The sequence below is a fragment of the Sphingomonas sp. PWP1-2 genome, assembly GCF_049898305.1.
Lineage (GTDB): Bacteria > Pseudomonadota > Alphaproteobacteria > Sphingomonadales > Sphingomonadaceae > Sphingomonas > Sphingomonas glacialis.
On the sequence record NZ_JAFCXM010000001.1, the window covers coordinates 67,227 to 87,822 of the forward strand.

The 20,596-nt window shown below is 68.8% G+C and carries 28 protein-coding genes and 1 tRNA gene; 25 read left to right on the forward strand and 4 right to left on the reverse strand.

The genetic code is table 11. From position 1 onward, the window contains the following. Positions 1-14 precede the first annotated feature (14 nt). Positions 15-389, reverse strand: a complete 375-nt coding sequence (locus tag ACP7C5_RS00345) for a hypothetical protein (protein WP_354288146.1) — start codon at positions 387-389, stop codon at positions 15-17. Between the two features lie 96 nt (positions 390-485). Next, positions 486-1,910, reverse strand: coding sequence for a sigma-54-dependent transcriptional regulator (locus ACP7C5_RS00350; RefSeq protein WP_133191645.1), 1,425 nt, complete (start codon positions 1,908-1,910; stop codon positions 486-488). Positions 1,911-2,110: 200 nt separating this feature from the next. Between ACP7C5_RS00350 and ACP7C5_RS00355 the strand changes: the two genes are divergently transcribed. The 9 genes from ACP7C5_RS00355 (at position 2,111) to ACP7C5_RS00395 (ending at position 7,586) form a co-directional block, all read left to right on the forward strand. Then, a complete protein-coding gene (locus ACP7C5_RS00355; RefSeq protein WP_133191646.1) occupies positions 2,111-2,239 on the forward strand; it encodes an aa3-type cytochrome c oxidase subunit IV in 129 nt (42 codons plus the stop codon). A gap of 1 nt (position 2,240) precedes the next feature. After that, entirely contained in the window at positions 2,241-3,362 is a 1,122-nt protein-coding gene (locus ACP7C5_RS00360) for an NAD(P) transhydrogenase subunit alpha (protein ID WP_426262796.1), read from the forward strand. Positions 3,363-3,371: 9 nt separating this feature from the next. Then, the gene (locus ACP7C5_RS00365; RefSeq protein WP_426262797.1) at positions 3,372-3,620 is read left to right on the forward strand and encodes a type II toxin-antitoxin system HicA family toxin; all 249 of its coding nucleotides are present in this window, start codon (positions 3,372-3,374) and stop codon (positions 3,618-3,620) included. Then, positions 3,617-3,832: a type II toxin-antitoxin system HicB family antitoxin gene (locus ACP7C5_RS00370; RefSeq protein ID WP_426262798.1), complete on the forward strand. Its 216-nt coding sequence runs from the start codon at positions 3,617-3,619 to the stop codon at positions 3,830-3,832. The genes ACP7C5_RS00365 and ACP7C5_RS00370 overlap by 4 nt, the downstream gene beginning before the upstream one ends. An 18-nt stretch (positions 3,833-3,850) precedes the next feature. After that, entirely contained in the window at positions 3,851-4,159 is a 309-nt protein-coding gene (locus ACP7C5_RS00375; protein ID WP_140852216.1) for a proton-translocating transhydrogenase family protein, read from the forward strand. A gap of 108 nt (positions 4,160-4,267) precedes the next feature. Continuing rightward, a complete protein-coding gene (locus ACP7C5_RS00380; RefSeq protein WP_426262799.1) occupies positions 4,268-5,776 on the forward strand; it encodes an NAD(P)(+) transhydrogenase (Re/Si-specific) subunit beta in 1,509 nt (502 codons plus the stop codon). Between the two features lie 198 nt (positions 5,777-5,974). Next, positions 5,975-6,937, forward strand: a complete 963-nt coding sequence (locus tag ACP7C5_RS00385; protein ID WP_426262800.1) for a hypothetical protein — start codon at positions 5,975-5,977, stop codon at positions 6,935-6,937. Positions 6,938-7,016: 79 nt separating this feature from the next. Continuing rightward, positions 7,017-7,092 (forward strand) — tRNA-Val (locus ACP7C5_RS00390). Between the two features lie 128 nt (positions 7,093-7,220). Continuing rightward, positions 7,221-7,586, forward strand: coding sequence for a hypothetical protein (locus tag ACP7C5_RS00395; protein WP_133191652.1), 366 nt, complete (start codon positions 7,221-7,223; stop codon positions 7,584-7,586). Between the two features lie 47 nt (positions 7,587-7,633). On the opposite strand, the gene ACP7C5_RS00400 is transcribed toward ACP7C5_RS00395, so the two are convergent. Further along, positions 7,634-8,413, reverse strand: coding sequence for a glutaminyl-peptide cyclotransferase (locus tag ACP7C5_RS00400; RefSeq protein ID WP_426262801.1), 780 nt, complete (start codon positions 8,411-8,413; stop codon positions 7,634-7,636). Continuing rightward, the gene (locus ACP7C5_RS00405) at positions 8,413-8,997 is read right to left on the reverse strand and encodes a helix-turn-helix transcriptional regulator (RefSeq protein ID WP_322160879.1); all 585 of its coding nucleotides are present in this window, start codon (positions 8,995-8,997) and stop codon (positions 8,413-8,415) included. The genes ACP7C5_RS00400 and ACP7C5_RS00405 overlap by 1 nt, the downstream gene beginning before the upstream one ends. A 91-nt stretch (positions 8,998-9,088) precedes the next feature. Here ACP7C5_RS00405 and ACP7C5_RS00410 point away from each other — a divergent pair, with 91 nt between their 5' ends. The 16 genes from ACP7C5_RS00410 to gp17 all read left to right on the forward strand — a co-directional run bounded on the left by ACP7C5_RS00410 (position 9,089) and on the right by gp17 (position 20,498). Then, positions 9,089-9,550, forward strand: coding sequence for a DUF6456 domain-containing protein (locus ACP7C5_RS00410; RefSeq protein ID WP_426262802.1), 462 nt, complete (start codon positions 9,089-9,091; stop codon positions 9,548-9,550). Positions 9,551-9,619: 69 nt separating this feature from the next. After that, positions 9,620-9,883 carry a hypothetical protein gene (locus ACP7C5_RS00415; protein ID WP_165954421.1) on the forward strand — a complete coding sequence of 88 codons (264 nt, stop codon included), beginning with the start codon at positions 9,620-9,622 and terminating at the stop codon, positions 9,881-9,883. Between the two features lie 57 nt (positions 9,884-9,940). Continuing rightward, complete coding sequence (locus ACP7C5_RS00420; RefSeq protein ID WP_426262803.1) at positions 9,941-11,020, forward strand: DUF2855 family protein; 1,080 nt, start codon at positions 9,941-9,943, stop codon at positions 11,018-11,020. An 84-nt stretch (positions 11,021-11,104) separates the two neighbouring features. Then, complete coding sequence (dapF, locus tag ACP7C5_RS00425) at positions 11,105-12,049, forward strand: diaminopimelate epimerase (RefSeq protein ID WP_426262804.1); 945 nt, start codon at positions 11,105-11,107, stop codon at positions 12,047-12,049. Between the two features lie 71 nt (positions 12,050-12,120). Next, positions 12,121-12,669: a glycine zipper 2TM domain-containing protein gene (locus ACP7C5_RS00430; protein WP_426262805.1), complete on the forward strand. Its 549-nt coding sequence runs from the start codon at positions 12,121-12,123 to the stop codon at positions 12,667-12,669. A 148-nt stretch (positions 12,670-12,817) separates the two neighbouring features. Further along, positions 12,818-13,375 carry a hypothetical protein gene (locus ACP7C5_RS00435; protein WP_426262806.1) on the forward strand — a complete coding sequence of 186 codons (558 nt, stop codon included), beginning with the start codon at positions 12,818-12,820 and terminating at the stop codon, positions 13,373-13,375. Further along, positions 13,372-14,721: a DNA-packaging protein gene (locus ACP7C5_RS00440; RefSeq protein WP_426262807.1), complete on the forward strand. Its 1,350-nt coding sequence runs from the start codon at positions 13,372-13,374 to the stop codon at positions 14,719-14,721. The genes ACP7C5_RS00435 and ACP7C5_RS00440 overlap by 4 nt, the downstream gene beginning before the upstream one ends. Positions 14,722-14,953: 232 nt before the next feature. Next, on the forward strand, positions 14,954-15,637 hold the full coding sequence (locus tag ACP7C5_RS00445; protein WP_426262808.1) for a spermidine synthase: 684 nt from the start codon (positions 14,954-14,956) through the stop codon (positions 15,635-15,637). Positions 15,638-15,794: 157 nt separating this feature from the next. Further along, the gene (locus ACP7C5_RS00450) at positions 15,795-16,952 is read left to right on the forward strand and encodes a phage portal protein (RefSeq protein ID WP_426263366.1); all 1,158 of its coding nucleotides are present in this window, start codon (positions 15,795-15,797) and stop codon (positions 16,950-16,952) included. Between the two features lie 122 nt (positions 16,953-17,074). Next, positions 17,075-17,389: a DUF6127 family protein gene (locus tag ACP7C5_RS00455; protein WP_133191664.1), complete on the forward strand. Its 315-nt coding sequence runs from the start codon at positions 17,075-17,077 to the stop codon at positions 17,387-17,389. Beyond that, positions 17,386-17,853: an HK97 family phage prohead protease gene (locus ACP7C5_RS00460; protein ID WP_426262809.1), complete on the forward strand. Its 468-nt coding sequence runs from the start codon at positions 17,386-17,388 to the stop codon at positions 17,851-17,853. The genes ACP7C5_RS00455 and ACP7C5_RS00460 overlap by 4 nt, the downstream gene beginning before the upstream one ends. After that, positions 17,846-18,043 (forward strand): cold-shock protein, encoded by a 198-nt coding sequence (locus tag ACP7C5_RS00465; protein WP_133191666.1) that lies wholly within the window; start codon positions 17,846-17,848, stop codon positions 18,041-18,043. Before ACP7C5_RS00460 ends, ACP7C5_RS00465 begins: the two co-directional genes overlap by 8 nt. Before the next feature lie 129 nt (positions 18,044-18,172). Then, positions 18,173-19,216: a phage major capsid protein gene (locus ACP7C5_RS00470; protein ID WP_426262810.1), complete on the forward strand. Its 1,044-nt coding sequence runs from the start codon at positions 18,173-18,175 to the stop codon at positions 19,214-19,216. A 159-nt stretch (positions 19,217-19,375) separates the two neighbouring features. Further along, positions 19,376-19,924, forward strand: coding sequence for a head-tail connector protein (locus ACP7C5_RS00475; protein WP_426262811.1), 549 nt, complete (start codon positions 19,376-19,378; stop codon positions 19,922-19,924). Beyond that, a complete protein-coding gene (locus ACP7C5_RS00480) occupies positions 19,918-20,115 on the forward strand; it encodes a hypothetical protein (RefSeq protein ID WP_426262812.1) in 198 nt (65 codons plus the stop codon). The genes ACP7C5_RS00475 and ACP7C5_RS00480 overlap by 7 nt, the downstream gene beginning before the upstream one ends. Continuing rightward, positions 20,112-20,498, forward strand: a complete 387-nt coding sequence (gp17, locus tag ACP7C5_RS00485; protein WP_426262813.1) for a tail completion protein gp17 — start codon at positions 20,112-20,114, stop codon at positions 20,496-20,498. Before ACP7C5_RS00480 ends, gp17 begins: the two co-directional genes overlap by 4 nt. The last annotated feature ends 98 nt before the right edge of the window (positions 20,499-20,596 follow it).

Sequence of the window (20,596 nt, forward strand, 5' to 3'; positions counted from 1 at the left end):
CCACCCGGATCCGATCAGCACCCGTTCTTGCGATTCTGGGCAGCGTCATGACGCTTGTCGAGCGTCCTGCCGAGCAGCGCGCCGCCGACGCCGCCAGCGACCGTCCCGAGCAGACCGCCACCGAGGACGTTCCCCGCAACCGCACCGCCAACGCCACCGGCAACCGCGCCGGTCGTGCCGCTGCTGCGCTTGCAGGGGTAGTAGCGGCCATCCTGGCCACGATAGGTACGCTCGTCGCGGCGGTTGTCGCGGCGGTCATCGTCGCGACGGTCATAGCGACGATCGTCGTCGCGACGATCGTCGTAGCTCTGCGCGGACGCGGCGACAGGTGCCATGCTGGGGACGAGGGTGGCAGCGGTCAGCGCTGCGAGGATCAGTTTGTTACGCATGAGAATACATACTCCTTTGCCGTACCAACTCTCTGAGGCGCGGGTGTGTCCGTAGCGGGACGAAATTTGCGACGAATCGTTGTGGCGAAAGGCAGGTCAGGCGGCGGCGTTGTCGATTCCGAGCTCGCCGAGCTTGCGATACAGCGTCGAGCGCCCGATCCCGAGCCGCCGCGCGACCTCGGTCATGCGCCCGCGATAATGGCCGATCGCGAGGCGGATGACATCGGCCTCGATCTCCTCGAGCGCACGCAGATTGCCATCGGCGTGGAACAGCGTAACGCCGCCGCTCGTCGCCATCGGCATGGGGGTCGGCGTGGTGTGACGCTGTCCGCCGAGCGCGGCGATCTGCGGGAAATCGACGCGCGTCAGCGCCGCGCCGTCACACAGCACCGCCGCGCGGAACAGGGCGTTCTGAAGCTGTCGGACGTTGCCCGGCCAATCGTACCGCCCGAGCAGCGCCAGCGCATCGTCGGTGATACCAAGCGGGCGGAGCCCCGGCTGCTCGGCGATCCGCGCGAGCAAATGGCGCGCGAGCGCCGGGATGTCGCCGGCGCGTTCGCGAAGCGGCGGGATCGTCACCTGGACGACGTTGAGGCGATAATAGAGGTCCTCGCGGAAGCGGCCGGCCTCGACTTCCTCGATCAGCCGCTTGTTGGTCGCGGCGATGACGCGGACGTCGACCTCGCGCGTGTGGCGCGCGCCGATCGGCTGGATTTCGCCCGATTGCAGCACGCGGAGCAGTTTGACCTGCGCCTCGAGCGGCATCTCGCCAATCTCGTCGAGGAACAGCGTGCCGCCATCGGCTTCCTGGAAGCGCCCGATCTTGCGCTCGAACGCGCCGGTGAACGCGCCCTTCTCGTGCCCGAACAGTTCGGATTCGATCAAGTTCGGCGGCAGCGCGCCGCAATTGATCGCGACCATCGCCTTTTTACCACGGGGGGACGCGGCGTGGATCGCCTCGGCGACGACTTCCTTGCCGACGCCGCTCTCGCCCTCGACGAGCACCGGAACGCGGGCGCGGGCCGCTTTGGCGGCGATGGCGAGCGCTGCGCGGAAGTCGGGGGCGGAGCCGACGATCTCGTCGAACGCGAGCAAAGCGGGGATCTTTTCGGTGAGCGGGCGCAATTCGCCTGCCGCCTTGCCGGCGACCGCGGCGTCGAGCGCGGTGAGAAGCCGCTCGGGGGCGAGTGGCTTGACGAGGAAATCGGTCGCGCCGCTGCGCATTGCCGCGACGGCTTGTGCCACCGATCCGTTGGCGGTGAGCAGCAGCAGCGGAAGTGCGGGGCGACGGCGGCGGATCTCGTCGATCAGCGCGGTCGGGTCGGCTTCGGGCGCCCATTGGTCGAGCAGGATCGCGTCGAGCTGCATCCCGTCCTGCGTACCGAGCATCGCGATCGCCATCTCGCCATCGGCAGCGAACACCGCCCGCCAGCCGCGCCGCGCTGCGATCGCCGCGACGAGCCGCCGCTGTGCGGGCTCGTCGTCGATCAACATCAGCAGCCGCTGTCCGTTACGCGTCATGCGTCCATCCCATTCGTGTCAATTCCAGCGCAAAGCATACCGCCAAGGTGTGAAAGCGCCCTTAAACGCCCCGCCATGGGACGCGCGGGACACAAACGCGCGTTTGGCAATGCGAATGCGCGGGGGTTGAGGCGCACGCGTGTGCAAGCTAAGCACAAGGACGAACCGGGGGACTACCCCGTCTTGCAGGGGATGGAACGATGGCTGCCGAGAACGACATGCAGGTCCACCGCGCGACCTATGACAAGGTCATGAGCGTCATGAAATATGGCGCGGTCGCGGTCTTCATCATCGCTTTCGTGGTGGTGTGGCTGGTGTCGGGCAAGTAGCATGAAGATTGCCGTCCTCCGCGAAACCGTCGAGGGCGAGCGCCGCGTTGCCGCGACCCCAGAAACGGTCAAGAAATTCTTGGCGCTCGGCGCGACCGTCGCCGTCGAGATCGGCGCGGGCGCGACCGCGTCGATCGCCGATGCCGATTATACGGCGGTTGGCGCGACCGTCGCTGATCGCGCGGCGACGCTCGCGGGGGCCGAGATCGTGCTTGGCGTGCAGGGGCCGTCGGCCGATGCGCTCGCGGGCGTGGCGCCGGGCGCCTGGCTCGTCGCCGGGCTCAACCCGTTTGCCGACCGCGCGCGGATCGACGGCTATGCCGCCGCCGGGCTCGAAGCGCTCGCGATGGAGTTCATGCCGCGCATCACGCGCGCGCAGTCGATGGATATCCTGTCGTCGCAGTCGAACCTCGCCGGGTATAAGGCGGTGCTCGACGCCGCGGGCGTCTATGGCCGCGCCTTCCCGATGATGATGACCGCGGCGGGCACCGTGTCGGCCGCGCGGGTGTTCGTGATGGGCGTCGGCGTCGCCGGCCTGCAGGCGATCGCCACCGCGCGGCGTTTGGGCGCGCAGGTCTCGGCGACCGACGTGCGCTCGGCGACCAAGGAGCAGATCCAGTCGCTCGGCGCGAAACCAATCTTCGTCGAGAACGTCGCGGGCATCGAGGGCGAGGGCTCGGGCGGCTATGCCGGCGAGATGAGCCCCGAATATCAGGCGGCGCAGGCCGAACTGGTCTCCGGCCATATCGCCAAGCAGGATATCGTCATCACCACCGCGTTGATCCCGGGGCGCCCCGCGCCACGGCTGATCTCGTCGGCGCAGGTGGCAAGCATGAAGCCGGGTTCGGTGATCGTCGATCTCGCGGTCGAGGCGGGCGGCAATGTCGAGGGCGCGGTTGCGGGCGAGGTGGTCGTGGTCAACGGCGTGTCGATCGTCGGCTATCGCAACGTGGCGTCGCGGCTTGCGGCCGATGCGTCGGCGCTGTTCTCGCGTAACCTGTACAATTTCCTCAATGCCTTCTGGGACAAGGAGGCCGGCAAGCCCGTGCTCGACGCCGAGATCGGCGATGCGATCCGGCTGACGCAGGGTGGCAAGGTCGTCAACGCGCGGTTGCTGGGATGATGCCCGGCCGTGGCCAATGCCGACAAACTCCTCGAGCGCATGCGCGCCAACCCGCGCGATCGGCGGATCGAGGATGTGGCGGCGCTGTGCGACGGGTTCGGGATCGCTTGCACGCCACCGCGCAAGGGGTCACATTATAAGGTGAAGCATGTCGAGCGACCCGAAATCCTGACGATCCCGGCGCATCGGCCGATCAAGCCGATCTACATTCGGGAGCTCGTACGGTTCGTCGACGCAGTGCAGGGATTACGGAGATGAATCCGTTCGATTACGAAGTCGACATCCTGCCGCTCTCCGCCGCGGATGGCGGCGGCTATACTGCGGTTGCCCCGGAACTTCCGGGCTGCCGTTCCGATGGCGAGACCCCGCAAGAGGCGCTCGACAATATCTACGACGCGATCGGGTGCTGGATCGAGGCGGCGCGGGAATTGGGGCGTCCCGTCCCGCAACCCCGCCGCGCCGCCGCCTGACCGACTGGGGGACTGACTATGGACTTCATCTCGATTCTCTCGATCTTCGTGATGGCCTGTTTCGTCGGCTATTACGTCGTCTGGTCGGTCACGCCGGCGCTCCACACGCCGCTGATGGCGGTGACCAATGCCATCTCCTCGGTGATCATCGTCGGCGCGCTGATTGCAGCTGCCGCGGCCGGTATCGGCGGCGGCGGGGCGACGTCGAAATGGCTCGGGCTGCTTGCCGTCGTGCTGGCGAGCGTCAACATCTTTGGCGGCTTTGCGGTCACTGCGCGGATGCTGGCGATGTACAAGAAGAAGGCGCCGGCGGCGGCGAAGCACTAATTTCGTCACCCCGGCCTGGTGCCGGGGTCCACTCATCCACTGACGCTGGAGCAAATGGCGCGGTGGACCCCGGAACAGCTCCGGGGTGACGGTAAGGGGTTCGAACACGTGGAACATTTAACGGTCAATCCCTGGGCATCGCTCGCCTATCTCGTCGCCGGGGTGTGCTTCATCCTCGCGCTGCGCGGGCTGTCGAGCCCGGCGACCTCGCAGCGCGGCAACCGCATGGGCATCATCGGCATGACCATCGCGGTGGTGACGACGCTCATCACGCACGTCCCGACAATCCAGACGCTCGCGGTCGGGACGACCGACACCGGCTTCGACTATGTCGCGATGCTGTCGCGCATCGATGCGCTGACCTTCGTCGAGATCCTCGCCGCGATCGGCATAGGCGCGGTGATCGGCGTGACCACGGCGCGCCGCATCGCGATGACCGACATGCCGCAGCTCGTCGCGGCGTTCCATTCGCTGGTCGGTCTGGCTGCAGTGCTCGTCGCGTGCGCTGCCTATCTCAACCCCGGTGCGTTCGGCATCGCGCAGATGCTTGTCACCGACACCGGCGTGCCGCTCGCCTACATCTTCCCGGTCAGCCGGATCGAAATGGGCCTCGGCGTCGCGATCGGCGCGATCACCTTCTCGGGTTCGGTGATCGCTTTCCTCAAGCTCAACGGCAATATGGGTGGCAAGCCGATCATGCTGCCCGGGCGCCATGTCATCAATCTCGGCGTGCTCGCCGCGATCCTTGGCCTGATCGCCTATTTCACGCAGGACCAGAGCCCGTGGATCTTCTGGACGATCACGCTGCTCAGCTTCGTGATCGGCTTCCTGCTGATCATCCCGATCGGCGGCGCGGACATGCCGGTCGTCGTGTCGATGCTCAATTCCTATTCGGGCTGGGCGGCCGCGGCGATGGGCTTCACGCTGCACAATACGGCGATGATCATCACCGGCGCGCTGGTCGGCAGCTCGGGCGCGATCCTCAGCTACATCATGTGCAAGGCGATGAACCGCAGCTTCATCTCGGTAATCGCGGGCGGCTTCGGCGGCGACAGCGCCGGCGGGGCAGCGGCGGCTGCTACCGACCGACCGTGGAAGCGCGGCAGCGCCGAGGACGCCGCCTTCCTGCTCGGCCAGGCCGAACAGGTCATCATCGTGCCGGGCTACGGCATGGCAGTGAGCCAGGCGCAGCACGTGCTGCGCGAGATGGGCGACAAGCTCAAGGAAAATGGCGTCCGCGTGAAATACGCGATCCACCCCGTGGCGGGACGTATGCCTGGGCACATGAACGTGCTGCTCGCCGAGGCGAACGTGCCGTATGACGACGTGTTCGAGCTCGAGGACATCAACTCCGAATTCGCGCAGACCGATGTCGCCTTCGTGATCGGCGCCAACGACGTCACCAACCCGGCGGCCAAGACCGACAAGACCTCGCCGATCTACGGCATGCCCGTGCTCGACGTCGAAAAGGCCAAGACCGTGTTGTTCATCAAGCGCTCGATGGGCGGGGTCGGCTATGCCGGCGTCGACAACGACGTGTTCTATATGGACAATACGATGATGCTGCTCGGCGACGCCAAGAAGATGGTCGAGGAAATCGTCAAGGCGATCGAATAAGCGCGAGCGCCGATCCGGCGGGATTGTCTGGGGCGTTCCAAAGCGGTCTCGTCCGTTTCGGATCTGATTGCTGATTCGATCCCTGAGCACCGCGGCGGTTACCCCCGAATCGGCGTGACTTAGGCTACCCCGTTTCGGAGTAATGCGTAATTTGCGGATGTCGGCACGGCATCCGCCGGGCATTGGGGGCGGGCGAGCATGATGGCGATCACGCAATCGACGAACTGGTCCGCCCGCGGCGCTTCGGGCGGGGGCGTGTTGATCATCGCGGACCAGGACGCAGTCCGAAACGCCGAGGATGCGGTCGCCGCGGCGCAAGGACGCTTGCTCGCCCGCGTTGGCTGGGATGACGCGCTCGACCGGTTCGAGCAGCAAGGTGCTGTCGGAATCGTGCTCGCCGAAGCTGCCGGAGTCGATGATGCGGTGCTCGCCCACGTGCTGCCGGTGCTCGACGGCATCGCGCGTCGCGACACCACCCGCATCGTCGCGACGATCGAACCGCGCCAGATCGATCTGGTTGCAGGGGCGCTGACCGGGGCGGGCGTCGATCTGCTATGTGGCCCGACACTCGCCGATCGCGTCGTCGCGCTGTGTCTGGCCGCCAGCGGGCACGGCGAGCGCGCCTATGACGTCGTGCGCGAGAGCGAAGCCACGCGACTGCGGCGCCTGCACGAAGAAGTCGCGCGGATTGCCGAAACGCTCGCGCGGCTGACGCGCGATGACCCGGCACCCCATGCCGATCCTGGCTTCGCGCGCAGCGTCGAGGAGCCGACGCTATCGTATCGCACGCAGTCGATCGACGCGCCGCCCGTGGAGATTGCCGCCCGCGAGATCCGCAAGGCGATTCGCGCGCGACGTTTGCGCGACCAGCATTTCGGCGCAGGACTGTTCGAGGACCCTGCCTGGGACATGCTGCTCGATCTGTTCGCCGCCGAATTGGAGCGAGCGCAAGTCTCGGTATCGAGCCTGTGCATCGCCGCGGCGGTGGCGCCGACGACCGCGCTGCGCTGGATCGCGCGGATGACCGAAGCGGGGCTGTTCGAACGCCGCCCCGATCCCTTCGACCGCCGCCGCGCGTTCATGGGCCTTTCGCGGCGCGCGAGCATGGGGATGCGGCACTATTTCGCGGCATTGCGGGCCGCTGGGATGGCGCTTGGCTAGCGGCTTTGGCGATCGGCCGGCTTGCCTTGCGCCGCAAGGCGTGGCAGTCGCGCTCCACCGACGCGCGGATGCGCGGTTGGGGCGATTAGCTCAGTTGGTAGAGCGTCTCGTTTACACCGAGAATGTCGGCGGTTCGAGCCCGTCATCGCCCACCATTCCCACCGCCTCCCCTTGCCAGACGCGCGTCGCTTCCCGCCGAAATGGGTGCGTCTCCGCTCAGTCGTGTTCAAAGCCTTGATAGACTTGTCGTTGCCAAAACCTGGCAAAAACAAGGAGGATCATCATGGCGACGCACGAGCATGCATCATTCGATTCGGAGATCATCAAGCAATCGCTGGCGGCCGCGAAGGCGCATAGCGATGAGCTGCACGCGAGCCTGGCCCCCGGCGCGATGGAACTGACCGACGGCGCGATGATGATCGGGGCGCAGTGCATCAGTGTCACGGTCAAGAACCACAAGGTCTGCATCAACCTGCCGCTCGGCATCGGGAGCAAGTGCTTCACCGTCCCCGCCTGGGTGCCCGAGGGCACCGCGGTGCAGGCGTGCCTCGACATTTGCACCAAATGGGGCATCCCGTGCGGCGTCCAGGTCACGCTGTCGGTCGCCGGCAAGCTCATCCTCAAAAAGGGCTTCGGCTGCAGCTGCTGAGGGGATGGGGCGGGGCGGCGTTGCCGTTCCCGCCTTCCCGGCGTGCGTTACGACGGGCGCTGGGGCCGTGCGATCTCGAACAGGCGCGGCCAGTTCTTGCCCGTCACGTAGAGCTTATGCGTCGCATGATCGTACGCGATCCCGTTGGGTACCGAATCGCGATCGGTTGTGCCGACTTGCGCGATCAGCGGCGCGAGGTCGATCACGCCGCGGACATGCCCGTCGGCGGGATCGATCCGCACGATGTAGCGCGTCATCCAAATGTTCGCGAGAATCTCGCCATCGACATATTCGAGCTCGTTGAGCCGTTCGAGCGGTCGCCCGCCGAGCGTCACGGTAAGCCGGCGCACGACCTTCTGCGTCTTGGGATCGAGATAGCGCAGCACGGGCGTCCCGTCGGACAGGATCAGGTTGCGGCCGTCCTCCGTCATCGCCCAGCCTTCGCCGTCATAGCGGAAGCCGCCGCTACGCTTGAGCGCGGGCAAGCTCCAGCGGAAGCCCTGGCCGCCGTGCCAGGTGACGCTGAAAAGGTCGTTGCGCCACGCGACGATCCCCTCGCCGAACAGCGCGGGCGGGAGCTTCGCGCGGGCGAGGACGCGACCGCTCGTCAGGTCGACGCGCCGGATGTCGGATTGACCCTCGCGGCCAGTGCTTTCGTAAAGCGTGCCGCGGTCGATCAGCAGGCCTTCGGTGAACGCGCTGGTGTCGTGCGGATAGCTTGCGAGGATGCGCGCCGGTTCGGGCGTGATCGGCGCAGGCGTGGCGACGGGCGCGGGCGCGGCGGCGCCTTGCAGCGCGGCGAGGGCGGCGAGCAGCAGAGCGCGCATCACAGGCTGCGCACCAAGGTGACCGCGGTCGCGATCCATGCCGGGTCGGCGACGACTTGCTGGCGCGACCCCGGTCCGAGCGGGAGCAGATGCAGCTTGCCGCCGCCGCCGGCTGGTTCTGGCCCCTCACGTCCGATCAGTCGCCCGAACAGGAAGCGGCCTGCGGGGCGCGGGACGAGCACGTCGCGGTTGAGTGCACTGGCAAAGCGATCGGGTGCGATCCGCGCGCACCAGATCTGATCGCCCGCGCGATATTCGCCGACCCCGGCCTGGACGCTGACCGCGACATGCTCTGGCGCGGCGGTTGGTGGGACGATCGTCGCGGGCTGACGCGGAGCGTGCGCGCCGCTTGGATCGAGTAGCGCGGCGACGGCGATCTCGACGCGGTCGGGCAGCGTGACGAGATCGGCCGCCTGAACGCCGAGTGCTGCTGCGATACGGTTTAGCCAGGCGACGGAAACTGTGCGCGTTCCGGTTTCGAGGCGGCCGATCGTTTGGGCGGTGGTTGGCGGGACGCAGGCGCGGGCGACGTCGTCGAGCGTCATCCCCTTGGCGCGACGGACTTCGCGAATCGCGGTGATCATCGGCAAGCTCCTAACCAGATCGGTTTTTTCGCTGTCCTACAAGCGCGCCCGCATGGCAATCCCCTACGCGACTCGAGCAAGGAGCGGAACGATGCGGGAGCTGGTTGAGCGCAATTTCATAGACGGTGTGGTGGGCGACGCGCCAGCGGCGAGGGGTGGGCGCCGAGTCACGGTCAACCAGGCCGAGTCGCCGCTCGCTTGGCTGCGGGCGCGCGGGCTGGTCGACGCGCGGCAGTTCGAGGCGGGCGAGCGGTTGCGCGCCGATTACGAGCGCGCGGCGATCGCGCCGCGAGTCACGATGAGCTGGAGTGCGCGCGTCGATGGCGGGAGCGATGCGCTCGACCCGACGCTCGCGCAGATCGCCGCCAAGCGCCGCTTCGACGCGGCGATCGCGGCGGTCGGCAAGGGGTTGAGCGATGTACTGTGGCGCGTGGTGTGCGCGGGCGAGGGGCTGCCGGTCGCCGAAAAGGCGCTCGGTTGGCCACAGCGCGCGGGGCGGCTGGTGCTGACGCTCGCGCTCGACCGGCTCGCCGATTTCTACGGTCTGCGATGAAGCGGCGTGGCGCCGCTCTTAACCACGCTCGCGCACGTTTCCCTCATTCCTATCACGGAAACCCGCGGCATGCCCTTGTCGACCCATGCCGCGCACTTGCAACACCAGATCAACACGCAGCTCGAGCTGGCCGGACTGGCACTGTGCGATTCGATTCGCGCGATGCACGAGGATCTCGAAAAGCTGTACCGCTCGCAACTCGTCGCGCTGGTGTTGGCCGAGCAGCTCGCTCTGGCGCAGGAGCTCCAGCCGACGAGGCCCACGCCAAGGTGCGCAGCCGCGGCATGGTCCTATGGGGTGCCGATGCTGCACGACGTTACGCACCCGGTATAACGCTGGCCTCGCACCGCGCGGCACGCCAAGGTGCGCCGACGCAACGAGGAGACTGCCATGCCGATCAAGCGCGAAATGCTGGTGCGCCGCGATGCGCTCGACCAATTGGCGGTCAACGAAACGCTCGTGTCGGACCCGGGCGCAGGCGAGGTGCTGCTCCAGGTCGAGGCGATCGCGATCACCGCCAATACCGTGACCTACGGCGTGGTCGGCGAGACCGTCGGCTATTGGAAATTCTTCCCCGCGCCCGAGGGGTGGGGCGTGGTGCCGGCCTGGGGCTTTGCGCGCGTCGTCGCCTCGCGCTGCGCGGAGATCGCGGTCGGCGAGCGCGTCTATGGTTTCATGCCGGTGGCATCGCATCTGCTCGTAACGCCGGGCAAGATCGGCCGCGGGCTGTTCCGCGACATGGCGCCGCACCGCCAGCCGATGAGCGCGGTCTACAACCAATATCGCCGGCTCGGCGCCGAGCTGCCCGCGACGCCCGAGCGCGAGGCGCTGCGGATGCTGTTCGAGCCGCTGTTCCTGACGAGCTTCCTGATCGAGGACGCGTTGCGCCGTGCCGACCACCACGGCGCGCACAGCGTCGTGGTGACGAGCGCATCGAGCAAGACTGCGATCGCCGCCGCCTATGTGTTGCGGGCGCGCAGCCCCGGCTTGCAGCGGATCGGGCTGACCGCGGCCGCCAATGTCGGCTTCGTCGAGGGCACCGGGCTGTACGACAGCGTGCTCGCCTATGACGCGATCGATACGCTCGCCCCGACGGGACCGAGCGTGCTGATCGATTTTGCCGGCGATGCCGCAGTGCTCGAGGCGGTCTATGCGCGGCTGGCGGGGCGGATCGCGCACAGCCTGCGCGTTGGCGTGACGCATCACGACGCCGCCACTGCGTCCGCGCTGCCGCTCGTGCCCAAGCCCGTCTGGTTCTTTGCGCCCGACGCCGCGACGACGCTGATCGGCGAGATCGGGCAGGATGCGTTCAACGTGGCGGTCGCGGCGCAGTGGGACGGCTTTGTCGAGCTTGCGGCGGGGCTGGTGAAAGTCGACGAGGACAGCGGGATCGATGCACTCCAGCGGATCTGGCGGTTGCAGGTCGCGGGGCAGGCGAAGCCCGACACCGGCTATTGCATCCGGTTCTGACCCACGCGGCGCTCGCCGTCCGTTGCGCGCGAGTCATCGCGCGCGGCTTGTTGCCCTCCCCGTGCACCCGCTAAGGCGCTGACTATGCAGATCGACTTTCTCAAATGCCACGGTTCGGGCAATGATTTTCCGCTGATCGACGCGCGCGACCTCGCGCTGTCCGAAGACGAATGGGCACGCGTCGCGGTCGCGCTCGCGGATCGCGGCGGGAGTGTGGGGGGCGACGGGATTCTGCTGCTCACCGCGAGCGATGCGACGCACGAGTTCGGGATGCGGATGTTCAATTCGGACGGGAGCGAGGCCGAGACGTGCCTCAACGGCTTGCGCTGCGTCGCGCGCGCCGGGTTCGAGGCACTGGGGATCGATGAGGCGCGCGTGCGGCTCAAGACGTCCGACGCGCACGTCTCGCGCGATCCCGATCTTGCCGCGGGCGTGGTGACGATCCGCGAGGTGGCCGGCCCGGTCGATCTCGACGTGTCGCACTGGCCGATGCACGTCGGCGTCGAGCGGATCGTCGAAGCGCCGATCGCGCAGCTCGGCAGCGAGCGCGTGTTTACCGCAGTGGCGATTCCCAACCCGCATCTGGTCTGCTTCGTCGAGACGATCGACGAGGTCGAACTCGTCGCGCTCGGCACGCAATGCGAGGCGGCGCCCGACTGGTTGCCCAACCGCGCCAACGTCTCGTTCGTCGAAGTGCGCGGCGCCAATCTGCTGTTCGTGCGCACCTTCGAGCGCGGCGTCGGCCTCACCGACAGTTGCGGCAGCGCGATGGCGGCATCGACCTATGCCGCATGCCTGACGCGGCGCTGCGGCTTCGGCACCGAGATCACGGTGCACAATCGCGGCGGGCTGGTCCGTGCCGAGGCGCGCGAGGACGGGATGGTGCGCCTCTCGGGCAATGCGACGGTCGAATGGCGCGGTTCGGTCGATATTCATCTCGCGACGCGCACAGCCGGTCCCGTCACCGTGACGACGCGCCATGACGACGAAGTCGCGGCGTGGCGCGGGGTGGTCGACGCGATCGTCTGAGATTGGGCCGGTTCGGTCGCAACCAAAGCGGGGTCGAGTCGTTATCGTGCCGTAACCAATTGGAGGTCCCTATGCGCCGTCTCGCTTTTCTTGTCCCCGCGTTCGCGCTGTTGCTTGCCGGCGTTACGCCTGCGCTCGCCCAGACCCAGGCCGAAGATCAGCGCTTCGCCCAGGCGCAGCAGCGTCTCGACACCGAGCTCGGTATCTTCCGGGCCGAGTTCGATCGCTACCAGCAAGCGCGCGCGCGTGGGTATCGCGACGTTCGCCCGGCCTATACCGACTCGCGCTATGCCGACCCGCGGTATGCCGATCCGCGCTACGACGACCGCTATGAGGCGGGCTATGACCCGACGCGCTATTATCGCGCCGATCCGAACCGCTATCAGGAGCGTGTGCTGAGCAGCGACGACCGCATCTATCGCGGCAGCGACGACCGCTATTACTGCAAGCGCAACGACGGCACGACGGGCCTGATCGTCGGCGCGGTCGGTGGCGGTGCGCTCGGCAACGTGATTGCAGGCGGCCATTCGCGCGGCGTCGGCACGATCCTCGGCGCGATTGCTGGCGGCGTGCTCGGCAAGAGCGTCGACCAGAACAACAGCGAGGTCCGCTGCCGCTAACGCGAACCAAAGCGGTACAAACCGCTTGACATCGTCGCGCTGTTTTGGTACATAACAGGAACGATGCAGAATTGCGACCTTGAGGGGCCGGGGCGGAAACGCCTGCGGCCCCTTTTGTTTGGCGCTGCGGCAGCGATGGGAGAGCGCGATGACGGGGGAGGCGACCGGTAAGGACGCTGAGGCGCTGGGTACGGATACGCTCGGCACGCTTGCAACCACGGGCAAGCCGCGCCGTGTTTACACGACGCGCGGTGACGGATGGACCATTGCCAGGCGCGTGGCGTTCCTGGATCATCTCGCTGCGACCTGTAATATCGCGCAATCGGCCAAGGCGGTCGGCAGTTCGGCGAGCGGAGTGTATGCGCTGCGCCGCCGCGACGCCGCCTTCGCCGAACAGTGGCGCGAGGCGATCGACCTCGGATACGAGCTGCTCGAGACCAAAGTGCTCGCTTTCGCGCTCGGGCAGCGCGACGACGGATCGATGATCGGCGACCCGGGCGCGGTCGCGGCGGCGCCCATCGATCCGGATGCGGCGCTCAAGCTGGTGCGCCAGCATCAGGCGATGCGTGCCGCGGACACGCCGCACAACGCGCGGCGCCGCACCCCCTTCGCCTTCAAGCATACGACGATCGAGGAAGTCCGCGATGCCTTGCTCGCCAAGCTTGCGGCGCGCGCCCGGCGGCGCGCGCGGAGTGGCCTGGCATGACGCGGGCAAAGCGCAGGCGCGCAGATGCCGGCCCCGATCTCGACGCGCTGCTCGATCAGTTCGCCGCGCTCGACCGTGCCGACCAGATTTCCATCCTCGACCGCATGAGCCGCCCGCAATTGCGCACGCTCAACAATGCGTGGCGCTATTGGGCGCATCCCGGACAGCTCGCGCCGCCGGGTGCGTGGCGCGTCTGGCTGATTCGAGCCGGGCGCGGCTTCGGCAAGACGCGTGCCGGGGCCGAATGGGTCAGCGCGATGGCGCGCGCGCATCCCAAGGCGCGGATCGCGCTGGTCGGCGCAACCGAGGAGGATGTGCGGCGCGTGATGATCGAGGGCGAGGCGGGGTTGCTCAGCGTCGCGCATGGTGGCGAGCGGACCGCCTATCGCCGCGCCGATGGCGTCGTCGAATTCGAGTCGGGGGCGGTCGCGGCGGTGTTCTCGGCGGCGGCGCCCGAGAAATTGCGCGGACCCGAGCATCAGATCGCCTGGTGCGACGAGCTCGCCAAATGGCGCTACGGCGATGCGGCGTGGGACAATCTGATGCTCGGGATGCGGCAGGGCGCCGACCCGCGCGTCGTGGTGACGACGACGCCGCGCCCCGTCCCGCTGCTGCAGCGCGTGATGGGCGCGGCGGGGACGGTCGAGACGCGTGGCAGCAGCCATGACAACCCGCATTTGCCCGATGCCTTTCTCGAGGCGATCGAGGCGCAATACGGCGGGACGCGGCTCGGGCGGCAGGAGATTGCGGGCGAACTGATCGAGGACCTCGACGGCGCGCTGTGGACGCGCGCGATGCTCGACGATTGCCGGGTCGATGCCGCGCCCGAGACGGTGCGGGTCGTGGTCGCGGTCGATCCGCCGGCGGGGAGTGCCGATGGGAGCGGGGATGCGTGCGGGATCGTCGCGGTCGCGCTCGGGCGCGACGGGCGCGGCTATGTGCTCGAGGATGCGAGCGTTGCGGGGCTTTCGCCCGAGGGGTGGGCGCGCGCGGTGGTGGCGTGTGCGGCGCGGCACGGCGCCGACCGCGTGATCGCCGAGAAGAACCAGGGCGGGCAGATGGTGGCGAGCGTGCTGTTCGCCGCCGATGCCGCGCTGCCGCTCGCGCTGGTCCATGCCAAGCTCGGCAAGGGCGCGCGGGCCGAGCCGGTCGCGACGCTCTACGAACGCGGCAAGGTGGCGCATGTCGGGGTGTTTGCCGAGCTCGAGGCCGAATTGTGCGGGCTGGTGGTTGGCGGGGCGTATCGCGGGCCGGGGCGATCGCCCGATCGCGCGGATGCCCTGGTGTGGGCGCTGACCGAGCTGATGATCGTCAAGCGCAAGGCGGCGCGCGTGCGGCCGTGGTGAGTCGGCGGCGTGCGGCCTCCGCACTGCGGGGTGGTGGGCGCGCTCCATGGGCTCGAGGGGGCCGGGAGGCGGGCGACGGGAGTGCAAAACGCAGCCTGTCGCAGCCGCACGATCGGCCGATCGGAAGCATGGGTATGTGGCCTGGCGCGCTCGGTGCCTTTCGTTTCGTGGGTTCTGGGCTTATGGCCCGGCGGCCCGGCCAGGCTTGGCCCGAGCATGAAGGAGCGCAGCGATGGTGCCGCGGGAATTGATCGACAGCGCGCAAATCCCCGGTGGGGACGTGATGACGCTCTATGCGCGCGGCGCGGACTTCATGATCGTGGTCGATCGCAACGAATTGATGAGCACGCGGATGAACGGCTCCGAAGAGGCGCTGGGAACGCTGGCGTGCGCGCGCATCGCCAAGGTCGCCGCGCCGCGCGTGCTGATCGGCGGGTACGGCATGGGCTTTACGCTGCGCGCGGTGCTCGGGCAAGTCGGGCCGAAGGCCGAGGTGACGGTCGCCGAGCTGGTGCCCGAGATCCTCGCCTGGGCGCGCGGGCCGATGGCGGCTGTCACCGCCGGCTGCCTCGACGATCCGCGCACGCGCGTGTTCGAGGGCGACGTTGCCGCCGCGATCGCGGCGGGCGCGAGCGAGGGGGCTGCGGGCTATGATGCGATCCTGCTCGATGTCGACAACGGTCCCGACGGGCTGGTGCGCGCGGAGAACAACCGGCTGTATGCGCCGCGCGGGCTGAAGATCACGCGCGAGGCGCTGCGGCCGGGGGGTGTGCTCGCGGTGTGGTCGGCCGGGCCCGATCCGCGTTTCGTGACGCGGTTGAAGGGGGCGGGGTTCCATGTCGAGGAAGTCGTCGTCAAGGCGCGGCAGAACGGCAAGGGGCCGCGCCACGTGATCTGGTTCGCGACGCGGGGGTAGCCGCGCGACGTTTGACGCGAGGTTTTGAGTAGGCGCGGGCCCTCCCCCAGCCCCTCCCGCAAGCGGGAGGGGAGCAAGAAGGCGCCCCTTCCGCAAGCGGGGGGGTAAGAAGGCGCCCCTCGCGCAGGCGGGCGGGAGAAAGCAGCAGGAGATCAGCATCAAATTGTTCGGGCGCAAGGCCGGGCGCGATGAGTCGCGTCCGGTGCTCGAGGCGCGTCGCAGTTCGCGCTTCGTCGAAGGGGCGGGCGCGATTCCGGCGAGTTACCAGGAACAGGTGCGCGCGCTGTATCTGCGCAACGCGGTTGCGCAGCGGTCGGTGCGGATGATCGCCGATGCGCTCGGCGAGGCGCCGCTCGACGGGACGCCCGAGCTGGTGCGGCTGGTGCAGGCGCGCTCGGCCGGGCAGGCGCTGACTGCGACGCTCGCCGCGCAGTTGCTGCTCCACGGCAATGCCTATGTCCAACTGCTGACCGACGCGCAGGGGCGGCTGGTCGAGCTGTTCGCGCTGCGGCCCGAGCGCGTCACGGTCGAGGCCGATGCCGGGGGGTGGCCGGTCGCGTATCGCTACGGCGTGGGCACGCAATCGGTGCGGCTGGTGGCCGACGATCCGCGGCCGCAGATCGTCCATATCAAGGCGTTCCATCCGCTCGACGACCATTACGGGCTCGGCTGTCTCGGTGCGGCGGCGGGCGCGATCGCGCTGCACAATGCCGCGGCGGCGTGGAACACCGCGCTGCTCGACAATGCCGCGCGGCCATCGGGGGCGCTGGTCTATGATCCGGGCGACGGATCGGCGCTGTCGGGCGAGCAGTTCGCGCGGTTGCGCGACGAGCTCGATGCGAGCTTTGCCGGTGCGCGCAATGCCGGGCGGCCGATGCTGCTCGAAGGCGGGTTGAAATGGCAGGCGCTGAGCCTGACCCCGGCCGATCTCGATTTTGCCGAGATGAAGGCGGCGGCGGCGCGCGAGATCGCGTGCAGCTTTGGGGTGCCGCCGATGCTGTTGGGGCTGCCGGGCGATGCGACCTATGCCAATTACAGGGAAGCCAACCGCGCCTTGTGGCGCCAGGCGATCCTGCCGCTCGCGGGGACGATCCTCGCCGGGGTCGCGCAAGGCGTCGAGCGCTGGTTCGCGGGGGCGACGCTTAGCGTGGCGCTCGACCGCGTGCCCGCGCTTGCCGAGGATCGCGAGCGGCTGTGGGCACAGGTGAGCGCGGCGCCGTTTCTTACGCGCGACGAACAGCGCGCGATGGTCGGGCTCGCAAACCCGCTCCCTCCGGGAGAGGGCGAAGCGCAGCGCGGAGCGCTGGTGGGGTGAGGGTGCGCCTCGCGCTGTGACCTTCGATCCCTGACCTTTGCCCGCACCCTTCCCACGCCTTCGGCGCGGGCCTCTTCCCGCTCCCGCTCCCGATGGGAGAGGGCGTTTCGAAAGGAATCTCTATGGCACTCGCAGAGGGTACGCTGCTGGCGCAATTGCTGGCGCAGGGCGCGCAGGAAGGCGCCGATCTGGCGACGCTGCGCGCGATCGCCGAGGAAGGCGGCGAGCTGGCGGCGGCGCGTGCGCTGGCGCGGCTCGGGCTCGACGACCCCGATGCCGCCAAGGACATGGCCGAATTGCGCGCGCTGCTCGGCGCGTGGCGCGATGCCAAGCGCTCGGTGTGGAAGGCGGTGGTCGGCTGGGTGGTGCGGATCGCGGCGGCGCTGCTGCTGACGGGGCTCGCGGTCAAGTTCGGGTTCTGGGATCTGGTCAAGTGAGCGACGGCGTGCGCTTTGCCGGCTATGCCGCGATCTTCGATACGGTCGATCGCGGGGGCGACGTGATCCGCGCGGGGGCGTTTGCCGGGGTGAGCGCGGGCGTGCCGTTGCTGTGGCAGCATCGCGGCGTCCCGGTCGGGGCGATCGAGCGGATCGCGACCGATGCGCGTGGGCTGCGCGTGGTCGCGCGAGTCGACGATCCGCGGCTTGCGGGGCTGGTGCGCAGCGGGGCGGTGGCGGGGCTGTCGATCGGCTATCGCGCGCGCGGCGTGCGGCCGCGGCTGGGCGGGAGGCGGGTGCGCGAGCTGACCGCGCTCGAGCTGGTCGAGGTCAGCCTGGTCGTATCGCCGATGCACCCCGCCGCGCGAGTGCATCGCGTCGCCGATGCTGCTACGCCGACGCATCCCGACGCGGTTCCCGATCCCGGGCGGCGGCGCGCGGAGCGAAGGAACGATCATGGCTGAAGGCACCATCAAGCGACTGACCGACAAGGGCTTCGGCTTCATCGCCGACGCATCGGGCACCGACATGTTCTTCCACATGTCGAGCGTCGAGGGCGTCCGCTACGAGGATCTGCGCGAGGGCGAGAAGGTCACGTTCGACGTCGGCCAGGGGCCGAAGGGGCCACGCGCGGAGAACGTCAAGCAAGCGTGATGGCATGATGCGGTGCTGATGCACCGCTCGAGTTCAGCAGAAGGGGCGTCGCGCTTGCGGCGCCCCTTTTTCGTGCGCGGTGACCGAGGACGTGGTCGCCCGATCCTTTTCAACACCAAGGAGACCAGCATGACCGATACGCACGACGCGCTCGACAGCTTTGCGGCGCAGCACATGGAGGCGATGCAGCGGCCGTTGCTCGAGCGGGCAGGGGCGCCGGGCGAGGGCGCGTTTGCGGGGTTCGTCCGCTCGGGCGCGACGCTCGAGATCAAGGCGCTGAGCAGCGTCAGCGGCGATGCCGGCGGCTATGCGATCCCGCGCGAGATCGACGCGCAGATCGACGCGACGCTCACCGCGATCTCGCCGATCCGCAGCGTCGCGAACGTCGTGCGCGTGGGGAGTGCGGGGTATCGCAAGCTCGTGACCACGGGCGGCACGCCGTCGGGCTGGGCGGCGGAGACCGATGCGCGCGGCGGCACGGGAACGCCGAGCTTCACCGAGATCGCGCCGCCGATGGGCGAACTCTACGCCAATCCGAGCGCGAGCCAGGCGATGCTCGACGACGCCGCGTTCGATGTCGAGGAGTGGCTGGCGGGCGAGATCGCGACCGAATTCGCGCGCGCGGAAGGGGCGGCGTTCGTCAATGGATCTGGCGTCAACCGGCCCAAGGGCTTCCTCCAGGCGCCGATCGCGGCGAGCAGCGATGCGGCGCGCGCGTTCGGGACGCTGCAATATCTGGCGAGCGGCGCGGCGGGCGATTTCGCGGCGAACCCGCAGGACCGGCTGGTCGATCTCGTCCAGGCGTTGCGCGGGCCATACCGGCATGGCGCGGTGTTCGTGATGAATGCGAGCACGCTTGCGCGGATCCGCAAGTTCAAGACCAGCGACGGCGCGTTCCTGTGGAGCCCGAGCCTCGTCGCGGGGACGCCGGCGAGCCTGCTCGGCTATCCGGTGATCGAGGCCGAGGACATGCCCGACGTGGCGGCGAATGCGTGCGCGATCGCGTTCGGCAATTTCAAGGCGGGGTATCTCATCGCCGAGCGGAGCGAAACGGTGATCCTGCGCGATCCCTACACCAACAAGCCGTTCGTCAATTTCTACGCGACCAAGCGGATCGGCGGGTGCGTGGCGAACAGCGAGGCGATCAAGCTGCTCAAGTTCGCGGTGAGCTGAGCCGGTTTCCCTCTCCCGGTGGGAGAGGGTGACCGAGCGCAGCGAGGTCGGGTGAGGGCAGGGACGTGGCGCGCCCGATCTGCCCTCACCCTTCCCACTCGGCTGCGCCGAGCGGGCCCCTTCCCTCTCCCGCTGGGAGAGGGAGAGAGGAGACATTCCATGATCGACGACAATGGCCCGGGCGCGGTGACGCTCGGGGGGGATGACCGCGCGCTGGCGGTGGCGGCGGTAAAAGCCGTGCTGCGCGTGGCGAGCAGCGACGAGGACGCGCTCATCGCCGCCTTTGCCGAAAGCGCGCTGGGGCTGGCCGAGCAGTTTACCGGGGACGTGATGATCGCGCGCGCCTTGCGCGAGAGCGTGACGGCGCGAGGCGGCTGGCAGCGGCTTGGTGCGCGGCCGGTGCGGGCGATCGCCGCGGTCGAGACGCGCGGTGGGAGTGCGCTCTCGGCTGAGCGGTATGCGATCGACATCGATGCGGCGGGGGATGGCTGGGTGCGCGTCGGGGGCGGCGGGCTGGTGGTCGTGCGCTATGCCGCCGGGATCGCCGATGCGTGGGTGGGGCTGCCTGCGCCGCTGCGGCAGGGTGTCGCGTTGCTCGCGGCGTATCTGTTCGACGAGCGCGATGCGAGTGTCGCGCCGCCGGCTGCGGTGACGGCGTTGTGGCGGCCGTTCCGGCACGTGACGCTGCGCGGGTCGGTGCGATGCTGAGCGCGCTCGAGGCGCGTGGGAGCGCGGCGGGTGCGGTGGCGGCGGAGCGCGCGCGGGTGCGCGTGGCGGAGGCGCTGCGCAGCGCTTTGCCGGGCGTCGCGATCAGCATCGAGGGCGAGCATGTCGTGCTGTCGGGGCGGATCTCGCCCGACGATCCGCGACTGCGCTGGATCGGGAGTTTGCTCGCATGAGCGCGGAAAGCGTGGTGCAGGCGGCGGCGCTCGACGCGCTGCGCGGGGTGGCGGGGCTCAACGGCGTGTATCTCGGCCCGCCCGTCAAGGCGACGCCGCCTTATGCGATGCTCGGCGAGCTTCTCAGCGGCGACTGGAGCGTCAAGGATCGCGCTGGGCGCGAGCTGCGGCTGCTCGTGACGGTGCGCGATGTGGGGGAGGCGCCCGCGCGGATTCAGGCGCTGGCGGCGGCGGTGGGCACGGCGATAGAGGCGCTGCCGCGCGATCTTGCCGGGTGGCGGCTGGCGAGCGTGGTGCTGGTGCGATCGCGGATCGGCGGCGGCGCGCCCGGCGCGTGGAGCGCTAGCGTCGAATATCGCGTGCGGGTCCTGGCGACGGGCTGAACCCCTTCGGCTGGGGCGTGTGCGTCGGTGTGGAATGGTTCGCGCAGAGGCGCGGAGGCGATGAGGGGTTTCGCTGATTGCGGACGCGTTCGTCTGAT

Excerpts from the sequence above, each read along its gene's own strand:
- ACP7C5_RS00405 (WP_322160879.1), bottom strand. The coding sequence starts at position 8,997 with ATGATCACCGCGATTCGCGAAGTCCGTCGCGCCAAGGGGATGACGCTC.
- gp17 (WP_426262813.1), top strand. The coding sequence starts at position 20,112 with ATGAGCGCGGAAAGCGTGGTGCAGGCGGCGGCGCTCGACGCGCTGCGC.
- ACP7C5_RS00430 (WP_426262805.1), top strand. The coding sequence starts at position 12,121 with ATGCGCCGTCTCGCTTTTCTTGTCCCCGCGTTCGCGCTGTTGCTTGCC.
- ACP7C5_RS00445 (WP_426262808.1), top strand. The coding sequence starts at position 14,954 with ATGGTGCCGCGGGAATTGATCGACAGCGCGCAAATCCCCGGTGGGGAC.
- ACP7C5_RS00385 (WP_426262800.1), top strand. The coding sequence starts at position 5,975 with ATGATGGCGATCACGCAATCGACGAACTGGTCCGCCCGCGGCGCTTCG.
- ACP7C5_RS00370 (WP_426262798.1), top strand. The coding sequence starts at position 3,617 with ATGAATCCGTTCGATTACGAAGTCGACATCCTGCCGCTCTCCGCCGCG.
- ACP7C5_RS00415 (WP_165954421.1), top strand. The coding sequence starts at position 9,620 with ATGCCCTTGTCGACCCATGCCGCGCACTTGCAACACCAGATCAACACG.
- ACP7C5_RS00420 (WP_426262803.1), top strand. The coding sequence starts at position 9,941 with ATGCCGATCAAGCGCGAAATGCTGGTGCGCCGCGATGCGCTCGACCAA.
- ACP7C5_RS00480 (WP_426262812.1), top strand. The coding sequence starts at position 19,918 with ATGCTGAGCGCGCTCGAGGCGCGTGGGAGCGCGGCGGGTGCGGTGGCG.
- ACP7C5_RS00355 (WP_133191646.1), top strand. The coding sequence starts at position 2,111 with ATGGCTGCCGAGAACGACATGCAGGTCCACCGCGCGACCTATGACAAG.
- ACP7C5_RS00410 (WP_426262802.1), top strand. The coding sequence starts at position 9,089 with ATGCGGGAGCTGGTTGAGCGCAATTTCATAGACGGTGTGGTGGGCGAC.
- ACP7C5_RS00375 (WP_140852216.1), top strand. The coding sequence starts at position 3,851 with ATGGACTTCATCTCGATTCTCTCGATCTTCGTGATGGCCTGTTTCGTC.
- ACP7C5_RS00400 (WP_426262801.1), bottom strand. The coding sequence starts at position 8,413 with ATGCGCGCTCTGCTGCTCGCCGCCCTCGCCGCGCTGCAAGGCGCCGCC.
- ACP7C5_RS00440 (WP_426262807.1), top strand. The coding sequence starts at position 13,372 with ATGACGCGGGCAAAGCGCAGGCGCGCAGATGCCGGCCCCGATCTCGAC.
- ACP7C5_RS00350 (WP_133191645.1), bottom strand. The coding sequence starts at position 1,910 with ATGACGCGTAACGGACAGCGGCTGCTGATGTTGATCGACGACGAGCCC.
- ACP7C5_RS00465 (WP_133191666.1), top strand. The coding sequence starts at position 17,846 with ATGGCTGAAGGCACCATCAAGCGACTGACCGACAAGGGCTTCGGCTTC.
- ACP7C5_RS00395 (WP_133191652.1), top strand. The coding sequence starts at position 7,221 with ATGGCGACGCACGAGCATGCATCATTCGATTCGGAGATCATCAAGCAA.
- ACP7C5_RS00360 (WP_426262796.1), top strand. The coding sequence starts at position 2,241 with ATGAAGATTGCCGTCCTCCGCGAAACCGTCGAGGGCGAGCGCCGCGTT.
- ACP7C5_RS00435 (WP_426262806.1), top strand. The coding sequence starts at position 12,818 with ATGACGGGGGAGGCGACCGGTAAGGACGCTGAGGCGCTGGGTACGGAT.
- dapF (WP_426262804.1), top strand. The coding sequence starts at position 11,105 with ATGCAGATCGACTTTCTCAAATGCCACGGTTCGGGCAATGATTTTCCG.
- ACP7C5_RS00455 (WP_133191664.1), top strand. The coding sequence starts at position 17,075 with ATGGCACTCGCAGAGGGTACGCTGCTGGCGCAATTGCTGGCGCAGGGC.
- ACP7C5_RS00475 (WP_426262811.1), top strand. The coding sequence starts at position 19,376 with ATGATCGACGACAATGGCCCGGGCGCGGTGACGCTCGGGGGGGATGAC.
- ACP7C5_RS00345 (WP_354288146.1), bottom strand. The coding sequence starts at position 389 with ATGCGTAACAAACTGATCCTCGCAGCGCTGACCGCTGCCACCCTCGTC.
- ACP7C5_RS00470 (WP_426262810.1), top strand. The coding sequence starts at position 18,173 with ATGACCGATACGCACGACGCGCTCGACAGCTTTGCGGCGCAGCACATG.